The sequence below is a fragment of the Plesiomonas shigelloides genome (genome assembly GCF_900087055.1).
GTDB classification, from domain to species: domain Bacteria; phylum Pseudomonadota; class Gammaproteobacteria; order Enterobacterales; family CAMTGL01; genus Plesiomonas; species Plesiomonas shigelloides.
The window spans coordinates 2633519-2656912 of sequence record NZ_LT575468.1; the positions used below are offsets into that span (position 1 = coordinate 2633519).

Annotated in this window: 20 protein-coding genes and 1 tRNA gene; 12 read left to right on the plus strand and 9 right to left on the minus strand. The window is 53.3% G+C overall.

Annotation, left to right across the window (positions count from 1 at the left end; translation table 11 throughout):
- Positions 1-58: 58 nt before the first annotated feature.
- On the minus strand, positions 59-625 hold the full coding sequence (gene syd, locus NCTC9997_RS11745; RefSeq protein ID WP_052181470.1) for a SecY-interacting protein: 567 nt from the start codon (positions 623-625) through the stop codon (positions 59-61).
- Positions 626-685: 60 nt separating this feature from the next.
- Here syd and queF point away from each other — a divergent pair, with 60 nt between their 5' ends.
- From queF to xni, 5 genes are all read left to right on the plus strand, one after another.
- Positions 686-1549 carry an NADPH-dependent 7-cyano-7-deazaguanine reductase QueF gene (gene queF / locus NCTC9997_RS11750; RefSeq protein WP_064978121.1) on the plus strand — a complete coding sequence of 288 codons (864 nt, stop codon included), beginning with the start codon at positions 686-688 and terminating at the stop codon, positions 1547-1549.
- Positions 1550-1668: 119 nt separating this feature from the next.
- A complete protein-coding gene (locus NCTC9997_RS11755) occupies positions 1669-4011 on the plus strand; it encodes a tetratricopeptide repeat protein (protein ID WP_064978122.1) in 2343 nt (780 codons plus the stop codon).
- A gap of 51 nt (positions 4012-4062) precedes the next feature.
- On the plus strand, positions 4063-5610 hold the full coding sequence (locus NCTC9997_RS11760; RefSeq protein WP_010864419.1) for a GGDEF domain-containing protein: 1548 nt from the start codon (positions 4063-4065) through the stop codon (positions 5608-5610).
- A gap of 131 nt (positions 5611-5741) precedes the next feature.
- Positions 5742-7106: a nucleotide 5'-monophosphate nucleosidase PpnN gene (ppnN, locus tag NCTC9997_RS11765; RefSeq protein WP_064978123.1), complete on the plus strand. Its 1365-nt coding sequence runs from the start codon at positions 5742-5744 to the stop codon at positions 7104-7106.
- 464 nt (positions 7107-7570) lie between these two features.
- Complete coding sequence (gene xni / locus NCTC9997_RS11770; RefSeq protein WP_064978124.1) at positions 7571-8365, plus strand: flap endonuclease Xni; 795 nt, start codon at positions 7571-7573, stop codon at positions 8363-8365.
- Between the two features lie 77 nt (positions 8366-8442).
- On the opposite strand, the gene rlmM is transcribed toward xni, so the two are convergent.
- The 3 genes from rlmM to NCTC9997_RS11785 are packed head-to-tail and all read right to left on the minus strand — an operon-like array spanning position 8443 to position 10919.
- Complete coding sequence (rlmM, locus tag NCTC9997_RS11775; RefSeq protein ID WP_010864422.1) at positions 8443-9564, minus strand: 23S rRNA (cytidine(2498)-2'-O)-methyltransferase RlmM; 1122 nt, start codon at positions 9562-9564, stop codon at positions 8443-8445.
- Entirely contained in the window at positions 9557-9946 is a 390-nt protein-coding gene (locus NCTC9997_RS11780) for a DUF423 domain-containing protein (RefSeq protein ID WP_039045194.1), read from the minus strand. The genes rlmM and NCTC9997_RS11780 overlap by 8 nt, the downstream gene beginning before the upstream one ends.
- Positions 9947-10004: 58 nt before the next feature.
- Positions 10005-10919 (minus strand): transcriptional regulator GcvA, encoded by a 915-nt coding sequence (locus NCTC9997_RS11785; RefSeq protein WP_010864424.1) that lies wholly within the window; start codon positions 10917-10919, stop codon positions 10005-10007.
- Between the two features lie 377 nt (positions 10920-11296).
- Here NCTC9997_RS11785 and csdA point away from each other — a divergent pair, with 377 nt between their 5' ends.
- Together csdA and csdE are read left to right on the plus strand one after the other, a co-directional pair.
- Positions 11297-12514 carry a cysteine desulfurase CsdA gene (gene csdA / locus NCTC9997_RS11790; protein ID WP_064978125.1) on the plus strand — a complete coding sequence of 406 codons (1218 nt, stop codon included), beginning with the start codon at positions 11297-11299 and terminating at the stop codon, positions 12512-12514.
- Between the two features lie 21 nt (positions 12515-12535).
- A complete protein-coding gene (gene csdE / locus NCTC9997_RS11795) occupies positions 12536-12976 on the plus strand; it encodes a cysteine desulfurase sulfur acceptor subunit CsdE (protein ID WP_064978126.1) in 441 nt (146 codons plus the stop codon).
- Positions 12977-13117: 141 nt separating this feature from the next.
- Here the strand turns inward: csdE and NCTC9997_RS11800 are convergent, their stop codons facing one another.
- From NCTC9997_RS11800 to mltA, 3 genes are all read right to left on the minus strand, one after another.
- Positions 13118-13315 carry a hypothetical protein gene (locus NCTC9997_RS11800; RefSeq protein WP_064978127.1) on the minus strand — a complete coding sequence of 66 codons (198 nt, stop codon included), beginning with the start codon at positions 13313-13315 and terminating at the stop codon, positions 13118-13120.
- A 195-nt stretch (positions 13316-13510) separates the two neighbouring features.
- The gene (tcdA, locus tag NCTC9997_RS11805; RefSeq protein ID WP_039045197.1) at positions 13511-14335 is read right to left on the minus strand and encodes a tRNA cyclic N6-threonylcarbamoyladenosine(37) synthase TcdA; all 825 of its coding nucleotides are present in this window, start codon (positions 14333-14335) and stop codon (positions 13511-13513) included.
- Between the two features lie 57 nt (positions 14336-14392).
- Positions 14393-15454, minus strand: coding sequence for a murein transglycosylase A (gene mltA / locus NCTC9997_RS11810; RefSeq protein WP_064978508.1), 1062 nt, complete (start codon positions 15452-15454; stop codon positions 14393-14395).
- 440 nt (positions 15455-15894) lie between these two features.
- On the opposite strand from mltA, the gene NCTC9997_RS11815 reads away from it, so the two are divergent.
- The 4 genes from NCTC9997_RS11815 to NCTC9997_RS11830 all read left to right on the plus strand — a co-directional run bounded on the left by NCTC9997_RS11815 (position 15895) and on the right by NCTC9997_RS11830 (position 18957).
- A tRNA-Met gene (locus tag NCTC9997_RS11815) sits at positions 15895-15971 on the plus strand.
- Between the two features lie 651 nt (positions 15972-16622).
- Positions 16623-17354, plus strand: coding sequence for a nucleoside recognition domain-containing protein (locus NCTC9997_RS11820; RefSeq protein WP_010864430.1), 732 nt, complete (start codon positions 16623-16625; stop codon positions 17352-17354).
- Between the two features lie 11 nt (positions 17355-17365).
- Positions 17366-17827, plus strand: coding sequence for a YjiG family protein (locus NCTC9997_RS11825; protein ID WP_010864431.1), 462 nt, complete (start codon positions 17366-17368; stop codon positions 17825-17827).
- Positions 17828-17844: 17 nt separating this feature from the next.
- Positions 17845-18957 (plus strand): M20 family metallopeptidase, encoded by a 1113-nt coding sequence (locus NCTC9997_RS11830; protein ID WP_197665203.1) that lies wholly within the window; start codon positions 17845-17847, stop codon positions 18955-18957.
- A gap of 399 nt (positions 18958-19356) precedes the next feature.
- Here the strand turns inward: NCTC9997_RS11830 and NCTC9997_RS11835 are convergent, their stop codons facing one another.
- Entirely contained in the window at positions 19357-19575 is a 219-nt protein-coding gene (locus NCTC9997_RS11835; RefSeq protein WP_156669266.1) for a hypothetical protein, read from the minus strand.
- Positions 19576-19957: 382 nt separating this feature from the next.
- On the opposite strand from NCTC9997_RS11835, the gene argA reads away from it, so the two are divergent.
- Complete coding sequence (argA, locus tag NCTC9997_RS11840; RefSeq protein WP_064978128.1) at positions 19958-21292, plus strand: amino-acid N-acetyltransferase; 1335 nt, start codon at positions 19958-19960, stop codon at positions 21290-21292.
- 159 nt (positions 21293-21451) lie between these two features.
- On the opposite strand, the gene recD is transcribed toward argA, so the two are convergent.
- Positions 21452-23389: an exodeoxyribonuclease V subunit alpha gene (gene recD, locus NCTC9997_RS11845; RefSeq protein WP_064978129.1), complete on the minus strand. Its 1938-nt coding sequence runs from the start codon at positions 23387-23389 to the stop codon at positions 21452-21454.
- Positions 23390-23394 lie beyond the last annotated feature (5 nt).

A 23394-nucleotide genomic window follows, 5' to 3' on the forward strand; every position in this document is an offset into this window, starting at 1 on the left:
ACGCCAACCGCTGCGCATAGCAGGTTAGATCTCGATTCTAGACATAACCATCAGGTACTTACAGCTCGGCGATACGCGGCTGCAAACCGCCCAAAAAGGCGACCAGATTGTCAGCCAGCACCGTGTGCTCGCTACTGCCCAGACGCTCAAGAACTACCGCGCCAGTGAGGTTACAGACCGACACTATCTGGTTATCATCGTCGGTCAGCGCAACAAATAAGGTTGGCGTGCATTTTCGCTGACGCTGTGCCACCAGATGCCCAATCAGATTTTCCTGTAAACGAGACCAATCCTCTTCGTTCCAGACCTGCAACAAAATCAGGGCATGATTCTGCCAGTTCACGGCCATATCGGCGGCAAACTGGGCACTGAAATAGGCGTGGATATCCTCTCGAATTTGAATATCAAGTGCCTGTTCGACGGCCTGTAAGTTGATGTCTTGGCAACGCGGTTGTGGCTGCCAATACACCCGCTCACTATCCTGAGACACCACACAAGGTGATGAAATATCGCACAAACTGACACTCTGCGGCAGCGTTTGCATGTTATTCTGCCAACACTGCTCATAGCGCAGATTTAACTGTTGCAGGGCATCTATCACTTGCTGTTGCACTTGATCTCGCATCGTCTTACTCAGAATTTGGGGTAAACTGCCAGATATTGTAACCGACACTGAGCAGAAATCATGACCAAATACCACAATGATCCGGCGCTGCAGGGATTAACGCTGGGAAAATCCACGGACTACTGTGATCAATACAACCCGCAGTTGCTGCAACCGGTACCGCGAGCGCTCAATCGCGACGACCTGCAGCTGACCGGCTCGTTGCCTTTTTCGGGCGCCGATCTGTGGACGTTGTATGAATTGTCATGGCTGAACAATAACGGTGTGCCACAAGTGGCCATCGGCGATGTGTATATTCCGGCCACCAGCCGCAATCTGGTGGAGTCGAAAAGCTTTAAGCTGTACCTGAACAGCTTTAATCAGACCCGTTTTGCCGATTGGGAAAGCGTAGCGGCCACCTTACAACGCGATCTGAGCCAGTGCGCTGAGGGTGACGTTAAGGTGCTGCTGCACCGCGTGGATGCCTACCCAGGTCAAGCGATTGCCGATTTCCCTGGCGAATGTATTGATGAGCAGGATATCGTCATTGATGACTACCATTTCAATGCCGATTATCTGCAAGGTGCTGCCAGCCAAGCCAACGGTGAGCCGATGCCGATGGTTGAAGAAACACTGGTCAGCCATTTGCTTAAGTCTAACTGCCTGATCACCCGTCAGCCGGATTGGGGCTCTGTCAGCATTCATTATCGCGGCCCGCAGATTAATCGCGAAGCCCTGCTCCGCTATTTAATCTCGTTCCGTAGCCATAATGAGTTTCATGAGCAGTGCGTTGAGCGGATCTTTACCGATCTCAAACGTTTTTGCGCCCCAGAAAAACTGACCGTGTTTGCACGCTATACCCGCCGCGGTGGATTGGATATCAATCCGTTCCGCTCTGATTGGGAAGCGATGCCGGCGCAAAACCGCCGTTTGGCGCGTCAGTAATGTGATCGTTCACGATGCGGTATGCTTGGTTTCAGATACCGCATCCGTTACACTAAGAATAATTATTTTAGCCAATAAAAAAATCAATTTACTCTTAACAAATAACTAAGATATTTGCGATGTGGCGTGTTTTTTTTCTTCTGTTGTTCTCTTTTTTTTCTACCGGTAGCTATGCCATATCCCTTGATGATTTATCAACGTATGAGCCGACGCCGGAATTAGTTCAGGCAGAAGAACTGTTAAAAACAGACCCAGCGCTGGCGCTGGAAAAACTCAATGCGTACATTGAGAAGCCTGATCGCGGCCTGACCGCCAGTAATTCGGTGCGTAACCTGAGCCTACAATACCTGCAACAAAGCCGCGAAAATATGCTTCAGGCGCTGTTGCTAAAAAGCCAAGCACAAAACAAAACCGGAAATCGCCGCGGCGCCTTAAAAACGCTAGATTACCTGATGCAACTGGCGAAGAACCTCAATAACTCGCATATCCAAGCCAAAGCCACATTGCTCAAGGCCCAATATCTTTGGTTACAAACCGGTAATCCCCAAACTGCGTTACAGACACTGGCGCAATCCAACCTAACGCAAAATTTAACGCACTTATCTGCCAGTGTGCAGGTGCAATATCAGCTGCTGATGGCATCGATTTACCTCGATACGCTCTCGCCTTCACACCAAAAAGGCAGCATTCCACAAATTCAGGCATATCTGCACGATGCGCACGCGCTACTGAATAAAGTCAGTGAACCGCGCTTAAAAATTGAATATTACTTGGCAGAAAGTCGTCTAAATACTCTGTTGCAACATCGCAATGCCACACAAGAAGCATTAATGACCGCGATGGGCCTCGCCATTGCGCATCGAGAAGACGATTTGGTGGCCGATGCCCAATTGCAACTGGCTAACTTCTATGTCACGTATGGCGGCTACTCACTGGCCTTGAACTATGCCTCGCGCGCCGCGGGATTTTATGAAAAAGTGGGTGAAAAAAGCAGCCTGGCGAGTGCATTAAAGCTGATTGGTCATATCCACAGTTATGAAGATCGTCCTAATTTGGCGCTGGTCAATTACCTTAATGCCATTGATTTGGCCAATACAGCTCCCAATCCAGGAAAGTTGATTGATATTAAACTCGGCACGGCGTTTGTTTATTTACAGCTAAACGAGTTAGAAAAAGCCAAAGAATATATCGAGCAGGTTGATAACATCATCAGCGCAGATAAAAAAGCGGGCCCATTGCTACACCCGGTCTATTTGCTATTGAAAGGCGAATATTTACTGCGTAGCGATAAAATAAAACCGGCATTAAGTGTCATCAATGAGGGGCTAAAAGAAACACCACCCGACGACCTGAGCTTGCGTAAATATGCATATTCATTATTGATTCAAGGTTATCAGAAAATAGGTAATCGTAATCAGGAAAATGCGTATTTACAGGATAAAGTTAAATTACTCGAGCAGATTCGTTCACAACAAGTCGAGTTCAATGCCGAAACCCTGCTACAGCATGAGCAGTTGATTGACAAAATTAATACCAACCATGAATTACAAGCCAGCTACCAGTCACTGGAGCGGCAATATTCACGTGGCCGCAAACTTAATCAATTATTGCTCTGTGCCATATTAGTGGCAGTTGTCGCCATGTGTTACTTCATGATTGTCACTTCCGCTTATCGTGGCGCTCTGAGTCGTAACCGCAAAATCGGTTTTAGTCATCCACGTACTCACTTGGCCAATCAGCGCAAGCTCAATGCCATGCTACCGGGTTACTTACAAGGCACGGTGCGCTTGTGCGAACAAGCAATCACGGGCGAGCAGACCAACGTGTTGGACGACAACCCGTTTAAAGATTTACGCCTGAAAGTGGCGCTGATCCGCCTAAATTGGTTAACTGAACTACGGTTACGACCTGATTTCAGTTATCAAGCCATTGTGAAACTCGAAGGCGAGCTTGGCGACTACCTGCAAGCAACCTTAGGCAGCCGTGGACAGCTGTTCCATCTGAATGACAGCGGCTTTTTATATGTCGAGCCGGGTGATGTGAGCCCGTCACCGGAAGAGTTTGCCGAGTACCTGTTGCGCACCTGCGAGCAATTCCCGCAGTACAAAGCGCCGGCCGGACAAATCAGTGTTGGTGCCTGCCACTACCCACTGCTGCCACGGGCAATCAGTGGCGTACAGTTACCAGAATTGCTTAACGTGTTACAATTGGCGCAAACCGCAGCCGCACAACTTAATCAGCAATATGACCAGAACCATTGGGTGATGTTGTTACCGATCCCGACCGCCACTCCGGCGTGTTTCCAAGGGGATCTGTATGTTGCCTGTCTGGACGCTATCCGGCGCGGGCTGATTAAAGTTGCCCATTCCGATACCCCCAATCCGGTCGACTGGGTCACCTTACTGGCACAATACTCGTCGCCAGCTCACACTCCTGCGAGGCTGGCCACAGTGGGTGAATAGTCAATGCGGTGAATTAGCGGTATATTCTGTCAACATTAACAGGCTAAATCTATGACTCAAACTCCGCAGGCTCAGGCGATGGATAGCATGACTGATTTACACCGGCAACTGGCTCAAATTCAGGATCACTATCAGCAACTGTCACGCAAAAGCATGCGGGAAAGTGAATTGTTACGTCGGGTATTGGGCCGACTGGCGCAATCACTGGAAGGATCGGACAGCGAGCTGGATCGCTTATTGACCGACATCCGAATCGATCTCGATCGCACCAAAGACACCTCGTTGATGATCCCCCGTCTGGCTCTGCTAGAGCGTCTGGCATTTAAATACAGCCAGCAGCGTCTGACCCATAACAAACGCATCAATGAAGCGGTGCTGCATACCGCCGAATGTCTGAAAGCCACCGCCGCGCTGCCACCGCAGCTGCGCCAAGATGTGGTGATGCTGCTCGATCGCCAGCAAAATCCGGAGCAAATTGATCGCATCGAGCGGATCTTGAGTCTCTCCGAGCGCGCTATTCGCTTGCTGGCCTCATTAGGCGATCAGCAAGATGCGCGCCCTGCACCAGCAGCCCTGCAGCAAGACACGCTGCAAAAAATGTCTGATGAGCTGCAACACCTGATCTCCGAACTGGATTTTGACTCTGATGCCGGTGAGCGTCTGCTCGAGATCCGCAATCAACTGCTGATTGGTACCAGCGTGCAGCAATTGGTGCACTACAGCTTTGAAATCATCGAGCTGATTTTGCAAGGCACCCGCACTGAGCGGCGTTTATCACGCCGTTTTCTGGCGGCACTGAACGATGATTTAAGCGCCTTGCATCAGAGCATGAATAAATCGATGGAATCGGCCTACAGCGACCACAAAGGGATGCAAGGCTTGAACCGCGAGATGCAAGACACCCTGCAATTGCTGGAACGCGCACCGAATCTCTCCGGTGAACAGGTGCAATTTGCCTTACAGCAACTGCGCAGTATTACCGAGCGTCACCATCGCTTATGTCAGCAGATGTACAGCTCCATCGAGCGTTCACAAAGCAATGAAGGACGCCTGTGCGCCATCATCGAGCAGACCACTGATTACCGTAATCGCTTGCTCGATCAACAGCACCGACTATTCCTCGATCATCTGACCAAAGTGTACAACCGAGCCGCGCTGCAAGAGCGTTTGGATTTGGAGTACAAACGCTGGCAGCGCTATCAGCAGCCGCTGTGGTTTGTGATGGTGGATATCGACCGCTTTAAAGATCTGAACGATACTTATGGGCATCTGGCCGGCGATAAAGCGTTAAAAATCATTGCGCGCGCCATTCAACAATCGCTGCGCGAAACCGACTTTATCGCCCGTTTCGGTGGAGAAGAGTTTGCCTTGCTGATCTCAGATATGTCGCCGGACGAACTGAGCATCAAGCTCGAAGAGATCCGCGAGAAAATCAGCCAGTTGCCATTTAAGTTCCACGCTGACAAAGTCTCCATCACAGTGTCGCTCGGCGCCAGTGAGTTACAAAGTGGTGACACCATCAGCACTTGGCAAGAACGAGCGGATAAGGCGTTGTACCACGCGAAAAACAACGGCCGAAATCAAATCTTCATACATTGAGAGTTGGCATCACCGGCCGCGCAGGCTAACGTGTCGGTACGGTAATCTCGCTTAGGTTGCCGTACACAACATGTAAAGTGAATACGCCTCACTATCAGGTTGCTGTCGTTTTCAATTGAAAGGAGGCATTCTTGATTACTCACCTCAATCCCATCGGTACGATGGATCAACTTTCCCAGCTCGAAGTGGACATGCTCAAACGCACTGCGTCCAGCGAGCTGTATCAACTGTTTCGTAACTGCTCCCTCGCAGTACTGAACTCGGGTAGCCAGACCGATAACAGCAAGGAGCTTCTGGCCAAACACAGCAGTTTTGACATCAACGTGGTGCGCCGTGAGCGCGGCGTTAAACTCGAATTGATCAATCCGCCGGAAACCGCGTTCGTCGACGGTAAAATTATCCGCGGTCTGCACGAACACCTGTTTGCGGTGCTGCGCGATATTCTGTTTGTGAACGGCCAACTGGCCGCGATGCCCCACCTGCAACAACAGCTGCAAAAAGACTCAGTGCATATCACCAATCTGGTGTTCGCTTTGCTGCGTAACGCCAAGGTGTTGCACACTGGCGAATACCCGAACATGGTGGTGTGCTGGGGCGGCCACTCAATCAATGAAGGCGAATACCAGTACGCTCGTATGGTCGGCCATGAGCTTGGCTTACGTGACCTGAATATTTGCACCGGTTGTGGCCCTGGCGCGATGGAAGCGCCAATGAAAGGCGCCGCGGTTGGACATGCCAAGCAGCGCATCAAAACCGGCCGCTTCTTAGGCATTACCGAGCCGTCGATTATTGCCGCTGAGCCGCCGAACCCACTGGTGACCGAGCTGGTGATCCTGCCGGATATCGAAAAGCGTTTGGAAGCCTTTGTGCGTATGGGCCACGGCATCATCATCTTCCCGGGCGGCGTCGGTACGGCTGAAGAGCTGTTGTATATCCTTGGCATCATGCTGCATCCGGATAACCGCGAGCAGCCAATGCCGATTGTGCTCACCGGCCCGAAACAGAGCGAAGCCTATTTTCGCACCTTGGATGCCTTCATTGGCAAAACCTTGGGCCCTGAGGCGCAAGCGCGTTACCAAATCGTGGTCGATAATCCGGTGAAAGTGGCGCAAATCATGAAAGAAGGCATGCCGGCGGTGAAAGAACACCGCATGCAAACGGGCGATGCTTACAGCTTCAACTGGTCACTGAAAATTGATGATGCATTCCAGCAGCCGTTTGAACCGAGCCATGAGAATATGCGTCAGCTGAATCTGCATCTGGCACAACCGGCCGCCGAACTGGCCGCAGATCTTCGCCGCGCATTTTCCGGCATTGTAGCCGGTAACGTGAAAGATAAAGGGATCCAAGCCATCGAGAAATACGGCCCGTATCAGATAGATGGTGATAAGCAACTGATGCAGGATATGGATCAATTGCTGGAAAGTTTTGTCCACCAGCACCGAATGAAACTGCCGGGCAGCGCCTACGTGCCTTGCTATGAAATATTGAAATAACCGCTAGTCGCGCGCCGCTTGCCGGTGTCGCGCTCTACGGTGTTTTCCCCATATCGCTATCATTGCTGCACAACGGATAAACGCAGCGTCATCTTTCACGATGCGCTGCGTTTTTTATCCCCCACCTGCGGTTATTCGCCGTTATCTGGCCCAATCCTTTTCCCAGCCTTATTTGCGCTACCATGCCGCGCTCAAGTACCATCAACGGATGACGACAGCCTCACGGCTGCCATGTTTTTGATTAACCTGACCAACCGCTCTCTTTTCCCTGCTAGCAGAGCAACGCTTATCAACAGGGAAATATACCCAAACAACGTGGAGTTGCAGGTAGGTGGCACGTAAGTGCATTCCCATACGCATAGGTAAACGCTGTGATTGGGGTGCACGAACATCGCCAACACCGCGGCTGCTTCAAGTAGAAAGGGTATCGGTAGCGTCAGGCTAACCTGAGATGGGTTTACCTGATGACGATTCATTTACTGGTGGTGGATGCCCTGAATCTTATCCGCCGCATTCATGCCGTGCATGAAAGCCATAAGACTTCGCCCGAACAGCCAGTGGATATGGCGCGCTGCATCAGCCAAAGCCGCAATGCGCTCGAGCAGCTGTTGCAGCATACCCAGCCCACGCATGCCGTGGCAGTATTTGACAGCGCGCTGCGCGAACCTGGCTGGCGTCACCAGCTGCTGCCCAGCTACAAAGAGGGACGACCGGCCATGCCGGACGATCTGGCGGCAGCATTAACGCAGTTTCAAGATGCTTTTGCCGAACAGGGCGTGGCCAGTTTAACCGCGCAAGAGGATGAGGCCGATGATTTGGCCGCCACGCTGGCATGGCAAGTGTGCAGCCGCGGGCACCAAGCCACCATCGTATCCACCGATAAAGGCTATTGCCAGTTACTGGCACCTACCTTGCAAATTCGCGACTACTTCCAAAAACGCTGGTTGGATTTGCCCTTTGTTGAACAAGAATTTGGCGTGGCTCCAGCCCTGCTTCCCGACTATTGGGGATTGGCTGGTATTAGCAGCAGTAAAATTCCCGGCATTGCGGGGATCGGTGGCAAAACCGCCGCTACACTGCTCAACCGCTATGGCTCACTGGAGGCTGTACTCGCGGCCACCGACCATTCACCGGCGCTGCTCAAAAAGCTGAGTGACCAAGGCGAGATGGCACACCTGTGCCGCCAAGTGGCAACGCTACGCCGCGATCTGCCGCTCGGGATCAACTTGCAGCAGTTACGTTGGCAAAAAAAATCCTGACCTTAAGGTCAGGATTTTTTGTTTCACTGAGCGCACGTTCTGCTGCTCAAGCACGTCATCGTCATGCGTAAAGGCCATTACTCGTCATCGCGATAGCGGCGATAAGCATTGGCTTTTGGACTGGTCGCCGCCCAAATACGGCGCACGTGCACGGTGATCTCTTCACGGTCATGATACAGCTGCTTGGCGGCAATCTGCGCATTGACGCCATTGTCTTTCAGCGCCGTCTGCATTTTTTCCAGAATATGGCTCACTTCCTCATAGCGCTTTTTCATTGGCAGCTTGAGGTTGAAAATCGCCTCACGGCACCAGCCGTTCACCAGCCAATCGGTCATCAATGCCGCCACTTTGGCCGGTTTTTCCACCATGTCACACACCAACCATGCAATATTAGAGCGTGGTGGCTGGAACTTAAAGCCATCTTCGCGGCAGTGTGTCACCTGACCGGTCATCATCAGGCTTTCGGCCATTGGGCCGTTATCCACTGCGTACACAAACATGCTGCGCTGTACCAGCTGATAGGTCCAACCGCCTGGGCAAGCACCTAAATCTACCGCCCACATGCCAGAGCCCAAACGCTCATCCCACTCATCGTGTGGCACAAACAGATGTAACGCTTCTTCCAGCTTCAGGGTAGAGCGGCTTGGCGCATCGGATGGGAATTTCAGACGCGGGATCCCCATGTACAACGGCGAGTTGTTGTTGCTGTAGGAATAACCGACATAGCAGCAGCCCGGCGCGATGAAAAACACATGCAGCACCGGACGATACGGGTTTTCCTTGTTCAGCAAGATACCGGCTTTACGCAGCGCCGCGCGCAGCGGAACCGAGAATTTACGGCAGAACTTAGACAGCTCTTTGGCTTCATTGGTGTCTGGCACTTCTACGCGCAGCTCACCCGGGCCTTCAATCACGTTAGTCAGCATGCCAACGATCGGGGTGATCCGATCTTCTTGCGGCAGATCTTTAAGCAGTTCACCCACCACGATCATCTGACGGGCAAAGATCAACGTCTTAAACGGGATCTCCTGCGCCAGCTTATCGGCGTCTTCATACTGATAACACTCAAACAGCACATAGCCGCTGTTATCTTTTACGCGGGCAAAACCATAGACCCCGAGTTGGGCGGCTTTATCCGTAATCTCCGCCGCACACTCTTTCTCAAAGCCTGGACGACAATACAGCGCCAGTTTATTCATGCGCGGTTCTCCTCAACTGTAATAATTTGCTCAGCAGCACCAGCCAACCGGCCAGAAAGCTCACGCCCCCGACCGGGGTTAACCACACCAGCCAATGTAGGCCGGACAATGCGTAGGCATACAAGCTGCCACTGAATAATAAAATGCCAAGTACCCACCACAAGCAGCCGAGATCCAGCCGCTGACGCGGATACTGCAAACCTAAAACTCCCACCGCTAGCAGTGCTGCGGTGTGAAACATCTGATAATTCAAACCCGTCTGGATCAAGGTCATCTGCGCCGCAGCCAGTGAGCGGCTCAGCACATGAGCACCAAAAGCGCCAAACGCGACGACAAAAAATCCGCTCAGTGCACCAAACGGCAGAATAAATCGCAGCATCATGCTCTCCTTATCATCCCTGTCTGCTGTTAAGACCGCCGCGCCAGCATGGCGCTCACGGTTACACGCTGCGAAGTCGCAGCATGTCTTGTTCTTGCTGCGCCCGCGACAACATCCATTGCCGGAAGGCGGCTATTTTACCCAGTTCCGCCTGCGTGTCATGGCAAACCACATAAAAAGCGTTTTTACTCATCAACACATCATCAAACGGACAGACTAAGCGACCGGCTTTCAGCTCCGGTTGCGCCAGCACATTATTGGCCAGCGCCACCCCTTGGCCATGAATCGCCGACTGCAACACCAGCGCCGTATGGCTGAAAATCGGCCCTTGATTAACGTTGATATCGGTTAGCCCTAACTGGCGGGTAAAGGCTTGCCAATCACGGCGCGAGGTATCATGCAATAACGTATAGTGCACCAAATCATGCGGTGAAAGCAGCGGATGCTCGCCGGTCAGCAGCGCCGGAGAACACAGCGGGATCAGATACTCGTTACATAACAGGTCAACGCGCAGGCCGAACCACTTACCGCGGCCATAATAAATCGCCACGTCCACATCATCGGTCAGCGAACCTTCATCAATGTCTACCGCCTTGATGCGCACATCAATATCGGGGTGCGAGGCATTAAAATCCGCCAGCCGCGGCACCAGCCATTGAATGGCGAAACTGGCCGGCAAGCTGACGGTCAAGGTGCCCTTGGCGGTACGTGCTAACAATTTTTCGGTGGCATCAGACAGCGCCGTGAAAATTTCCTTCATATCGAGGAAATAGGCCTGCCCTTCTTCGGTCAGCAGCAGCGAACGATTACGCCGCCGGAATAATTTTAGCCCCAGAAATTCTTCCAAAGCCTTAATCTGATGGCTGACAGCAGCCTGTGTAACAAACAGTTCTTCGGCTGCCCGGGTAAAGCTTAAATGGCGCGCGGCGGCTTCAAAAACTTTGAGCGAGTTGAGCGGCGGAAGTCGTCTTGACATACCCATAACCATTCAGCAACATATTAGATATTCTAATGTTGGGCATTATAATTTGTCCGTTGTTGAAGGGCTAGCAAATCCCTATATTAACCCACGCGGTCTGAGCCTAAACGGCAAGTAGCTCTTCGGAGATACTTTAGGTTCAAAGACATGCAATGTTGTGTTTGCACGTTGTCCGGTTTTACCGGGCAGGTGACGAAAGTCACCATGTTTCACTTCCTGTACAATTTTGACCCTGTCTGTCAATAGTGAATTCTTTCCGCACTGCCTTTTGGCGGTGCTTTTTTTTATCTGTCATTTAGCCCGCCCTTGCACTGTCGCCGTGATCGCGCCAAGATCACCCCAGAATTGATTGCCACTCAGATCAGATTACCGTCATGACCTTTGCTTTTGCTCCCGACTCGTTCCGCCGCCAATTTCCGGCATTGCAGAATAACGCTGGCGTCTACCTCGACAGCACCGCCACCATGCTCAAACCGCTGCCAGTGATTGAGGCCAGTGATGCCTATTACCGCAGCAATGGCGCAACCGTGCACCGCAGCCAGCATCAGGCGGCAGCCAGTGCTACGCGCCGCTTTGAACATGCGCGAAGCGCGTGCGCTGCGCTACTCAATGCGCCCGACCCACGCCAGATTATTTGGACGCGCGGAACCACTGAGGCCATCAACATGGTGGCCAATGGCTATCTGCGCGATCGCCTGCAACCGGGTGATGAGATCTTGGTCGGTGCGATGGAGCACCACGCTAATTTGGTGCCGTGGCTGCTGCTGGCAGAGCAAACCGGCGCAACAATCGTGCGTCTACCGATGACCGAAGAGTTGTTGCTCGATATCTCGGCGCTGCCAACCCTGCTGAACGCACGCACCAAACTGGTGGCCGTAGGCATGGTGTCGAATGTCACCGGCAGTCGCCAGCCGGTAGAAGCGATTATCCGCGCGGCGCACGCGGTTGGCGCGGTGGTGATGTTGGATGCAGCGCAAGCGGTGGCGCATGAAGCGGTGGATGTGCAAGCTCTGGATGCGGATTTTGTCGCGTTCTCAGCACACAAGCTCTACGGCCCGACCGGAGTTGGTGTGCTGTACGGCAAGATGGCGCTGCTGGAAAGCATGCGTCCATGGCATGGCGGCGGCAAAATGATCCAGCAAGTCAGTTTCGATGGCATTACGCTGGCGCCGATCCCGCAGCGTTTTGAAGCCGGTACCCCCAACATCGCCGGTATTCTGGCTTTTGATGCGGCCCTCGAATGGTTGGCGCAACAAGATCTGGCCGCCGCCGATCAGCATGCTTGCGCCCTCGCCGCAACGGCGGTGCAGCAGATGCAAGCCATTGATGGGCTGCAACTGTATCGCCCGCCACACGCCAGCACGATCATCGCCTTTAATGTCGCAGGACTTCATCATGGCGATCTGGCCACGTTGCTAGCGGAACAAGGGATTGCGCTACGCGCCGGTATGCACTGCGCGCAGCCGCTCACCGAAGCACTCGGCGTTTCCGGTACCGTGCGCGTCTCTTTTGCCCCGTACAACAGCGAGGCAGACGTCAGCGCCTTTATTAGCGCCTTACAGCGCGCCGTCGCGCTGCTACGCGAGGAATAACGAATACGCGAGGAATAACGGATGTTAGGTTCACACCCTTTTGGTACCCAAATCACGTGGCCTGAGCTAGAAAGTCGCTTTTCAGCCTGCAAATTGTGGGAAGACCGCTATCGCCAACTGATCCTGCTCGCCCGTCAGCTGCCGAGCCTGTCAGAGCAAGAGCGTGGCAGTCAGCTCGAGCTGTATGGCTGCGAGAATCGGGTCTGGCTGGGGATGCAAGTACAGCCCGATGGCCGCTTGCACTTTTATGCTGACAGCGAAGGGCGCATCGTAAAAGGCTTGTTGGCGGTCATTTTGACCCGTATCGAAGGCTTATCTGCAGAAGATGTGCAGGCTCTCGACATTCCCGCGGCACTGGCCAGCCTCGGCATTGCCGATCAGTTGTCTAGCTCACGGGCGCAAGGCATTGAGGCGATCAGTGCCCGTCTTCATGAACTGGCTCGTACCGCGCACGGCGCTTAAAACGCTAATTTTTGCCAGCGACGCCAACAAAAACGGCAGCCACCACATTTCGTGGAGCTGCCGTTTTTGCGTTATAGAACGCGGCGCTAGGCCGCGAGACTCATCACTGTCATACATCAACGCTGTATTACATTGACGCGCTTACTCGCGCGGCCCACCACGCTCATCATTATTCTGCCCCGGCATTGGATAAAAGCTCCCTAGCGGCGACATCTTCATCATCTGCTGCGACACCTGTGACCAAAATTGCATTTGCAGATTCTGCCACAGCGCTTGATGGTTTTGCGTCAGCTCAGTGAGCTCTTGCGGCGTCAGATCTAACTCTACACGTAATTTCATCGTGGCATCCCTTCTGGTTAGTAACTGGCTATCGATACCCAAACAACGTGAAGTTGCAGGTAGGCGACAAGTGCGTGAAACCCCATGAGCATAGGTAAACTATGTGATTGGGGTGAACAAACGCAGTCAACACCGCTGCAGCTTCAAGTAGGAAGGGTATCGCTTAAACGTCTTCCGTTACGCTTATTCTTGCTATTAAATTGCCTCTTGCGCCCGAGCCTGCGCTTTAGCCAGCAAACGCTGGATCACGCGCGACACGGCAATAAAACCGAAGCTGGCCGTGACCATGGTCGCAGCACCAAAACCGGACGCACAATCCATCCGCTTCGGGCCTTCTGCCGTTTGTTTGGCCTGACAAGCGCTGCCATCGGCTTGCGGGTAAATCAAATGCTCAGATGAAAACACGCAATCAATGCCGAATTTGCGCTTCGGATTTTTGCTGAAGTTATACTCTTGGCGCAAGATCCCGCGCACTTTGGCCGCTAGCGGATCTTGAATGGTCTTGGTTAGATCAGCCACTTGGATCTGCGTCGGATCAATCTGACCGCCCGCACCGCCCACCATAATGACCGGGATCTTATTGCGCTTACAGTATGCCAGCATAGCCGCTTTCGGGCGCACACTGTCAATCGCATCAATCACATAATCGTAGCCACGGCTTAAATACTCGGCCTGATTATCCGGCGTGATGAAATCATCAATCAAATGCACCGCACAATCGGGGTTGATGGCGCGGATCCGCTCAGCCATCACTTCAATTTTGGCGCGCCCCACCGTGCCGCTCATGGCATGGATCTGACGGTTGATATTGGTAACGCACACGTCATCCATATCAATCAGGGTGATCGCGCCAACTCCCGTGCGTGCCAGCGCTTCCGCCGCCCATGAGCCGACACCGCCGATGCCCACTACACAGACATGCGCCGCTCGCAGGATCTCCAACTCGCTGCGCCCGTACAGACGGGCAGTACCGCCAAAGCGTTGTTGATACTCCGCAGATGCGGTCTGCTGCTTAGACATCTCAGCTCCTCGCTTGAATTCATGCTGATGTTACAGTTTTAGTATGCCGGCGCAGGCTTATAAGCGCCCATCGGCGGGCGATTTCAACACCCACACTCGGCCAAAATGTTGATAGAAACCGGCTTCTTTCCCAGCGTCATCACCGACACCGTGGTAAATATCAAAGTGGTTGCCTTTGACAGCGCCGCCCACATCCAGCGCCAGCATCAAACGCATCTCATGTTTGCCGGTAAAACGCCCCTGTCCATCCAACAAAGGCACTTCGGCCAGCAATACGCTGCCTGGCGGAATTAAACTCTTGTCACCGGCCACCGAGGCCTTGGCCACCAAAGGAATGCCACTGGCACCAACCACCGGCGCGGCAGCGCGCGGTTCAAAATAGACGTAAGACTGGTTTTGCTCAAACAGCTCTTGCACCTGCTGCGGCGTGTGTGTATTGGCCCACTTGCGGATCGCATCCAGTGACATCTGCTCGCGTGGCACTTCGCCGCGATCAATCAGCACACGACCAATACTGGTATAAGCATACCCGTTTTTGCCGGCATAACCGAAGTAAGCCAGCGGCTCACCATTGCCAAAATCCACATAACCGCTGCCTTGTACTTCCATCATGAAGTTATCCAGCATCGAGGCGCTGTAGGCCAACTCCAAGCCTTTACCCTGTAAGGCACCGTTATAAATTTCGGCGCGGGTAAAGCGGGCATTGCCTTTAGGCAGGGCATACAGCGGATAACGGTATACCGCATCTGGCTTATGCCGCGCTTGCAATACTGGCGTGTAATACCCAGTAAATAGCACGTTGCCTTGATTATCGCCCCCCGCCATCAGGTAAGGTTGCAAGCCAAATTGCGCTAATTTGCGCGGATCTGCCCCTGCATCGAGCCAACGGTAAATATCGGCATAGGTGTGTTGCTGGCGAAAGTGCAGTGACGGCGAACCGAATTTCACATTTTCAACCTGCTGGGAAAATTCATTCTGGTTTTGCGGCAGCAAACGGCTATTCACCTGTGCGACCGGTTTCAATGGCTGGGTAATTTCGCCATCTTTATATTGCTGACCGCGATCTGTCGGTGGCGCTTTCGGGGCGCAGCCCGCCAAGGCCAGCAACAGGCACGCCATCAGGCCAATCCCGCAGCGCGATGGGCGCAACGAATAGGTGGCGCGGGCCACTGTTGCCTCGGCAGAGGCGGTGAAACGGGCAAATACAGGTCGCACGTCAGACTCCCTTCTTTCATAACTGGATAGCGGTAATACCGGTGAACACCGGAAAATCGGCGAAAAATAGCAAACGGCGACGCAGAAAGAAATCACTTTCTGTGATCAGTGCTGGATTATCGGTACGGGATATTTACACCACTATCATGCGCCATTTGGAAACGCTCGCCAAGACACCTGGCTATGGCAACTGATTGCACTAAGCCAGCAACCCAGCGAGCAGCGTCTTCCCTATTTTGTGGCCTGAATCAGGTTTTAACGTGGCTTTGTCGCAAAAAAACGAATTTTCGTCACATAAAAAGCTTGCATTCCCGCGGCTGGAGCGTATTATGCACTGCATCGGACGCGGGGTGGAGCAGCTTGGTAGCTCGTCGGGCTCATAACCCGAAGGTCGTTGGTTCAAATCCAGCCCCCGCAACCAATTCTTCTGACTGTTTCGGGTCAGAAAGCAGAAGCCACCGTAAGGTGGTTTTTTTGTACCTAAATTTCAGTCACGTCCATAGTTACCTCTCTACGTTCCTGCTCTATCTTTCCCCCCTACTGTCTAATTCCTACTTAGATGATTTCCTCGTCTTCGCTTTCTTTGTTTTTTCACTTTATTTGTTTTTTCATTTTCTTTGTTTTCTCGCCTTCTTGAGTGCGTGCTACTGGCATTCACTTTTTGTACTGCGGTGCACGAGAGCCAAGAGCGGGCAGTAAAAAATTCTGCGATAAAATTCTGCTAACTGCCCATATTGCCGAATCAAAGTGACACCTTACTTATCGAAAAACATGACTATGTGCGCGGTCCCTTGTCTCCTGTGGATTACACGGCAGAATTCCACACTATGCCAACATGGCGTAAACATATAACTCCACAAAAATAAACACAGGCAGAGGCATATATCTTATATGTGGGATTAAAAAGCATGACGTAGTTAAAATTTACAATTGGTCATACTTTTTCAATTTACAAAACTTGATCTATATCAATTTTTATCTCCCCGCCATCCCTATGCTGCCCGCATGAGCCGAATAAATGACTGTTCGCATATTTAACCTGGTTAACAGCCCAGAGCTTTGGAGAATGCCCATGAGTACACCCACCGATCAGAATAAACCCGTCCGCTGGGGCGCCTATGTAGCGCTGGCCTTTGCCCTGATTTTCTTCTCCGGCGCGATGAAAAGCACCGGCTGGCAAGGTGTGTTTGACTTCACCACCCTGAACGGTACCTTCGGTAAACTGGTCAGCGGCGTGAAACAAACTGGCGATGCCATCACCACCTCCACCTCAACCCTGCGTGGTGCAGGCGGTGACGGTGCGATGGAAGGCTTCCTGTTTGCCTTTGGTCTGATCCCAACCGTAATGTTCGCACTGGGTGTGATTAACGTACTGGAGCACTACGGTGCGCTGGATGCCGCACGTAAGCTGCTGTCTCCGCTGCTGCGCCCACTGATGGGGATCTCCGGTAACACCGGTCTGGCCATGATTGGCAGCCTGCAAAGTACCGACGTAGGTGCTTCTCTGACCCGTGCACTGGCCGATGACAAACAAATCACTGAACGTGAAAAAGACGTTTTCACGATGTTCCAGTTCTCTGCTGGCGCAATGCTGGTGAACTTCTTCTCCTCCGGTGCGGTGCTGTTCACTCTGGTGGGTAGCGATGGCAACTTGGCCGTTCCTGCATCGATCGGTACCTGTGTGGCGGTGATGTTCGTGATGAAGATTGTCGGCGCTAACCTGTTCCGCATTTACCTGAAAGCGACTGAAGGTAAAGGCGATTCCGAATCTGACACCACTAAGCCTGCCCAGACTAACGCCTAAGGAGCATCCTGATGACTACTCAAACTAAACCGATGATCACGGATATCTTTGTTGCCGGTGCGCGTAAAGGTTGGAACATTGCAACTACCAGCACCGTACCCAATATCCTGATGGCTTTTGTTATCATCAAGGTGCTGAAAATCTCTGGTGCGCTGGATCTGATGGCCGGTGTATTTGAACCTGTGATGGCGCTGTTCGGCCTGCCAGGTGAAGCAGCGGCTGTGCTGCTGGGCGGCTGGATGTCAATGGGCGGCGGTGTTGGTGTGGCGGTGAGTCTGTTCACTGATGGCATCCTGACCGGTGAACATCTGGCCATTCTGGCTCCGGCTATCTACCTGATGGGCTCCCAAGTGCAATACGCGGGTCGTATTCTGGGCGTAATCGGCACCCGTGCCAAACTGATCCCTGTCATGATCGGTATTTCCGTACTGAATGCCTTCGGTGCGATGTTACTGATGCGTGTGATTATCTAAATCGAGGTGTATTGGATATGCAACTGAACGCTTATCTGGAAGAACTGAAACCGCTGATCAATATCGACTGCGGCACCAGCACGGTAGAAGGCGTAGCCGCCGTTGCTGAGATGATGGCACAGAAATACCGTGACTTGAACTGGCACACCGAAGTAGTTGATCTGGGCGCGAAAGCCGGTCCAGGCGTGCTGGCCACTAACCAGCCAAACCCAGACCATTTTGATGTGCTGCTGATCGGGCACATGGATACCGTATTCCCTGTAGGAACCGCGGCTGAGCGTCCAATGAGCACCGATGCCGAGCGCGCTTACGGTCCGGGCGTCTCTGATATGAAAGCCGGTCTGCTGAACATTCTGTGGGCACTGCGTCATCTGGATCAAGAGACGCTGCAGCGTCTGTCCATCGGCGTACTGATGAACCCAGACGAAGAGATTGGCTCGATCCACTCTCACGAATGGATCGAATCGGTCGCGAAGAAAGCCAAGAAAGTGCTGGTGGCCGAAGCTGCTCGTGCTGATGGTTCTCTGGTTAAAGCCCGTAAAGGGATGGCACGCTACAAGATCACTTTCCACGGTAAAGCGGCGCACGCCGGTAACGAGCCAGAAAATGGCCGCTCGGCCATCAGCGAGATGGCGCACTGGATCTTGGCTATCAATGCGATGACCAACTTTGAGTCCGGCACCACCTTGAACGTCGGGATCGTCAAAGGCGGCAACGGCGCCAACATCGTGCCAGATCACGCTGAATTGCTGGTCGACGTACGTTTCTGGGACAACGCGGAATACCACGAAGTCCACGCCAAACTGACCGCTCAGCAAGAGCAAGCGTTCATTGATGGCGTACGTATCACGCTGGAGCGCGAAGCGCACAAACCGGCGATGACCCCGTCTGCGCAAACCGAAGAGCTGATGGCTCTGGTTGAGCGTTGCGGCGCAGAAGAAGGTATCGAGATCACGTGGAAAGCGGTCGGCGGTGGCTCTGATGCTAACCTGACAGCAGCACTGGGGATCCCGTCACTGGATGGCTTAGGCCCAATCGGCGCGGGCTTCCACAGCCCAGATGAGTATCTGGTGCTGGACAGCATCCTGCCACGTGTACGCCTGTTACAGCGCGTTCTGCGTAGCCTGTAAGCAAAATTAGTCTGACTAACGGCTCCTCGTGAGCCGTTTTTTTTTGTGGTGCGTTTTTTACAGCGTGCCTTTCTCTACGCCCGGTTTAGCTATACCCAAACGACTTGGTTTTCTTATTTGTCCGCGCCCTCTTGCCCAGCCTCTTCCCCTCACGCCGAGCACTGCACACACTCATTTCACGCGCGAATAATCATGCAATAGCACTGGTAGACAAAACAGACAATGAGATGCAAATCACATTTTCATGTATTACGTTTTTGATTGCTTAAAAATCAACAAGTTAAAATGGTAAGCAAATCTTTCAGTTCGTTACTGATTACGATACAGTCGAATAGGACACAATGAACGCTATTAAGCAATGGTGATAACGATGTTGAGGTTAAGGTTATGATGATTATTTCAGGTATTATGTTTGTTCTGGCTATTGGGCTGCTCGGCAGCTACGTGGTAATTACCCAGCGCCTGCTGCGCCAGTGGAAGATGCTGCCAACCAAACAGGAATATCTGAAAGCCCATCCGGGCTGCGAACTCTTCAGCAAGATAAAATGCAACCATTGTCATAGCCGGAAAATACATCACTTCGGCGTCGATCGGGCGTACTCCTTCCGTCGTCAGCATGTGTGCACCAGTTGCGATAGCGTGCTGTACCGTAGCGAGTCATTCCAGTTCCCGGGTTTAGACGGCATCTTTAGCATGCCGAATCGGAATTCTTCACACTGATTCCACTGCGCGCCCCCTGTCGCAACAGCGTGGGGACGCGTAAAATCCGCTCTTCCATCCATGCCTTACCGCGCATCCTGCTACTACTCATCTCACGTAAAGTATTTGTTACTGCTCACGCATTATTTCTAAGTGCGCCTAGCGCTTTCGCGCCGACTTTTTAGACACAAATGTTAAATTTCTTTCCGCGTATTGCAAATCCGCCCCATTAAGAATAAAAAAGCAAAATAAAGGAATATTTATTCAATACTGTATTTTTTGCGGACACGAGGACGCCCCATTGAAAGAACGCAGCATGGAGCTGGTACACGGCTTTCGTCAGTCTGCCCCGTATGTGAATGCACACCGGGGTAAAATCTTTGTCATCATGCTCGATGGCGAAGTGGTAGAGCACGCCAATTACAAAAACATTATCAGTGATCTGGGCCTGATGCACAGCCTCGGCATCAAGCTGGTAATTGTGTATGGCGCGCGACGCCAGATTGACCTGCTGCATGAGCAGCACGCCTATCCATGCCGCTATCACAAACACACGCGGGTTACCGACAGCCGCTGCTTAGAGCTGGTCAAACAGGCCGCCGGTCAGCTGCAACTGGATCTGACGGCGCGTTTATCGATGAGTCTGTCTAACACCCCGATGGCCGGTGCGCACCTGAACGTAGTCAGTGGCAACTTTGTGATTGCCCAGCCGCTGGGGGTAGATGATGGCATTGATTACTGCCACAGTGGCCGCATTCGCCGGATTGATGTCGATGGTATTCGCCGTCAGCTCAACAGTGGCAGCGTGGTGCTGCTGGGGCCGGTGGCGGTATCGGTCACCGGTGAGAGCTTCAATCTGACGTCGGAAGAGATTGCCACCCAACTGGCGATTAAATTGGAAGCCGACAAGATGCTGGGCTTTTGCGCCGAGCAAGGGGTGATGGAGCCGGACGATCCACAAAGCGTGATCTCCGAGTTATTCCCCAGTGAAGCACAGCAGTTGATCCAGCAACAAGAGGCGCTCGGCAACTACCACTCTGCCACGATCCGCTTTCTGCGAGCCGCGGTCACCGCCTGTCGCGCGGGAGTCAAACGCTGCCACTTGCTGAGCTATGTGGAAGATGGCGCGCTGTTACAAGAGCTGTTTTCTCGCGATGGGATCGGTACCCAGATCGTGATGGAGAGTGCCGAGCAAGTCCGCTCGGCCACCATTGATGATATTGGTGGGATCTTGGGATTAATTCGTCCGCTGGAAGAGCAAGGGATCTTGGTGCGTCGCTCTCGTGAACAGCTGGAGATGGAGATCAGTCAGTTTACGCTGGTCGAGCGCGATGGTTTGGTGATCGCCTGTGCCGCGCTCTACCCCTTCCCTGAAGAGGAGATGGGCGAGATGGCATGCGTAGCCGTGCATCCCGAATACCGCAACTCCTCGCGCGGCGAAGTACTGCTCGAACGGGTGATGGCGCAAGCTAAACGGATGGGGCTGAAGCAGTTGTTTGTGCTGACCACGCGCAGCATCCACTGGTTCCAAGAGCGAGGCTTTTCGCCAGCGGGGGTTGAAGTGCTGCCTGAGCGTAAGCAGGCACTGTATAACTATCAGCGTAAATCGAAAATCCTGATCACTGACGTGGTCTAACGCATGCCCAGCGCCCGTTTGTGCTGTTCGCGACAAACGGGCGTCGCGGCAAACGGAGCGCTGAGTGAGCCTTATCTTTATCCTTATTTTTTATCCGGATACCACTTACGTAGTCAATCCGGCAGGCTACATGGCTATCACCATGCGTGCGCCACGAGCTCAGTAGCCGCGCTGCAAACGGGCGGCAAAGCCACTGTGGCGCAAGGTGCGCGTTTGTACCGCACGGCGTAACACCTGCGCCTGTGCATACAGTGACAATTGCTGTTTAGCACGGGTAATCGCGGTGTACACCAACTCTCGCGTCAACAGCGGCGTATAGCGCGGCGGTAACACCAGCAGCGTATGGGCAAACTCCGAGCCTTGCGATTTGTGCACCGTCATCGCGTACACCGTTTCGTGCGCCGGTAAGCGACTCGTCAGATAGGCGCGCACACTGCCATCGGGCATTTCAAACCACACCCGCAGTCGTCGCTTCCCTTCGCGATCATAGTCTTCCAGCGTGATCCCGATGTCCCCGTTAAACAGTCCCAAGGCGCTATCATTTTGCATGATCATCACCGGTCGCCCCGGATACCAGCGGCTTTGTTCATCGCGTCGGATCAAACCCGCCTGCTCTAAGGCTTGTTCAATGCGCTGATTCAGGCCACTGACCCCAAACGGCCCTTCGCGCAGCGCGCACAATAACTGAAACTGGCCAAACTGGTGCAAAATAGCGCGCACCGCCGACTCATCCAGCACACTACCCTCTGGGGAAGCCTCCAGCAAAGAGCGCACTGCCGACAAATAGGGACGATAACCACTCACACACTGGCGTAGCAATTGCGGGTATTCTTGCGCAGTCCACGTCTGCTCGTTAAACGCGCAATAATGCAAATCGGCACTGCTGGCGCTATTGTTCAATAATGCCTGTACCGCCTCTGCATCGCCTACGTTTACTGCACTGGCCAGCTGCCCAATGCCAGAGCCGGCGGCAAAGCGATAGCTTTTACGTAGCAGACAAATCTGATCGCGCAGCGCCTCGCCGCACGGCTGCACATAGACCGATAAATCACTGCCGGTGAGCGCGCCAAGGCGTTCGGCTTGCGCGGGGCTATAGCCTTGCTGCGTGAGCTGACAGATATCGCCTAAAATCGCTCCCGCTTCTACTGAGGCTAACTGATCGCGATCGCCCAATAAAATCAAACGCGCATGCTCCGGCAAAGCTTCGACCAAACGCGCCATCAAAGACACGTCGACCATCGAGGCTTCATCCACCACCAGCAGATCCAGATGCAGACGGTTATCACGATGATAGCGAAAACGACTGCTGTTCGGCTGCGCCCCCAGCAAACGGTGCAGGGTACCCGCCTCCGCCGGAATACGCTCACGGATCGCCTCCGGCACCGGCAAACTGGCACGCGCGGCGCTGATTGACTCACTTAAGCGCGCCGCAGCTTTACCGGTCGGCGCCACGAGTTTGATCCGCAATTTGTGCTCACCGGCTTGCAGCAATAACGCCGCCAACATGCGGGTCACGGTGGTGGTTTTACCGGTGCCGGGGCCGCCCGAGATCACGGCCATGCTGCTGGTACACGCCAGCGCAGCCGCGGTTTTCTGCCAATCGACTTCCGCAGTCTGCGGCTCGGTACGCGCAAACAGGGTATCGAGCATGCCGCGTAATGGGGCGCTCGGCGTCTGTTGCTGCAACTGGGCGCTTTGCTGCACGCTGCGTTGCAAGAAAGCGATGATCTGCCCTTCGTCCTGCCACAAGCGATGCAAATAGAGATAATCGCCATCCAAGACCAGTGGCGTTGGCTGAGAGCCATCCCCGATGGCAGGACAGGTGCGCAGTAACGTTGGCCACTGCGCAAGTGGCAGCAGCCCGATGGCTTGCCATAGATGTTGTGTGTCACGCAAACCAAATAAGTGCTGTGGATGCAGGCAGCGCAAATCCAGACAGATATGCCCGCTACCGGCTGCAAAACTGGTCATCGCCGCGACTAAAGCCAGTAATGGGCCTTGCGGCGCAGGTAAGTCAGCCGCCAGATAGCGTGCAAATTGATAGTCCAATGGCCGGATCACCTGCTTGGCCACCAGCGCCTGTAATTCTTGTAGCATCTGCG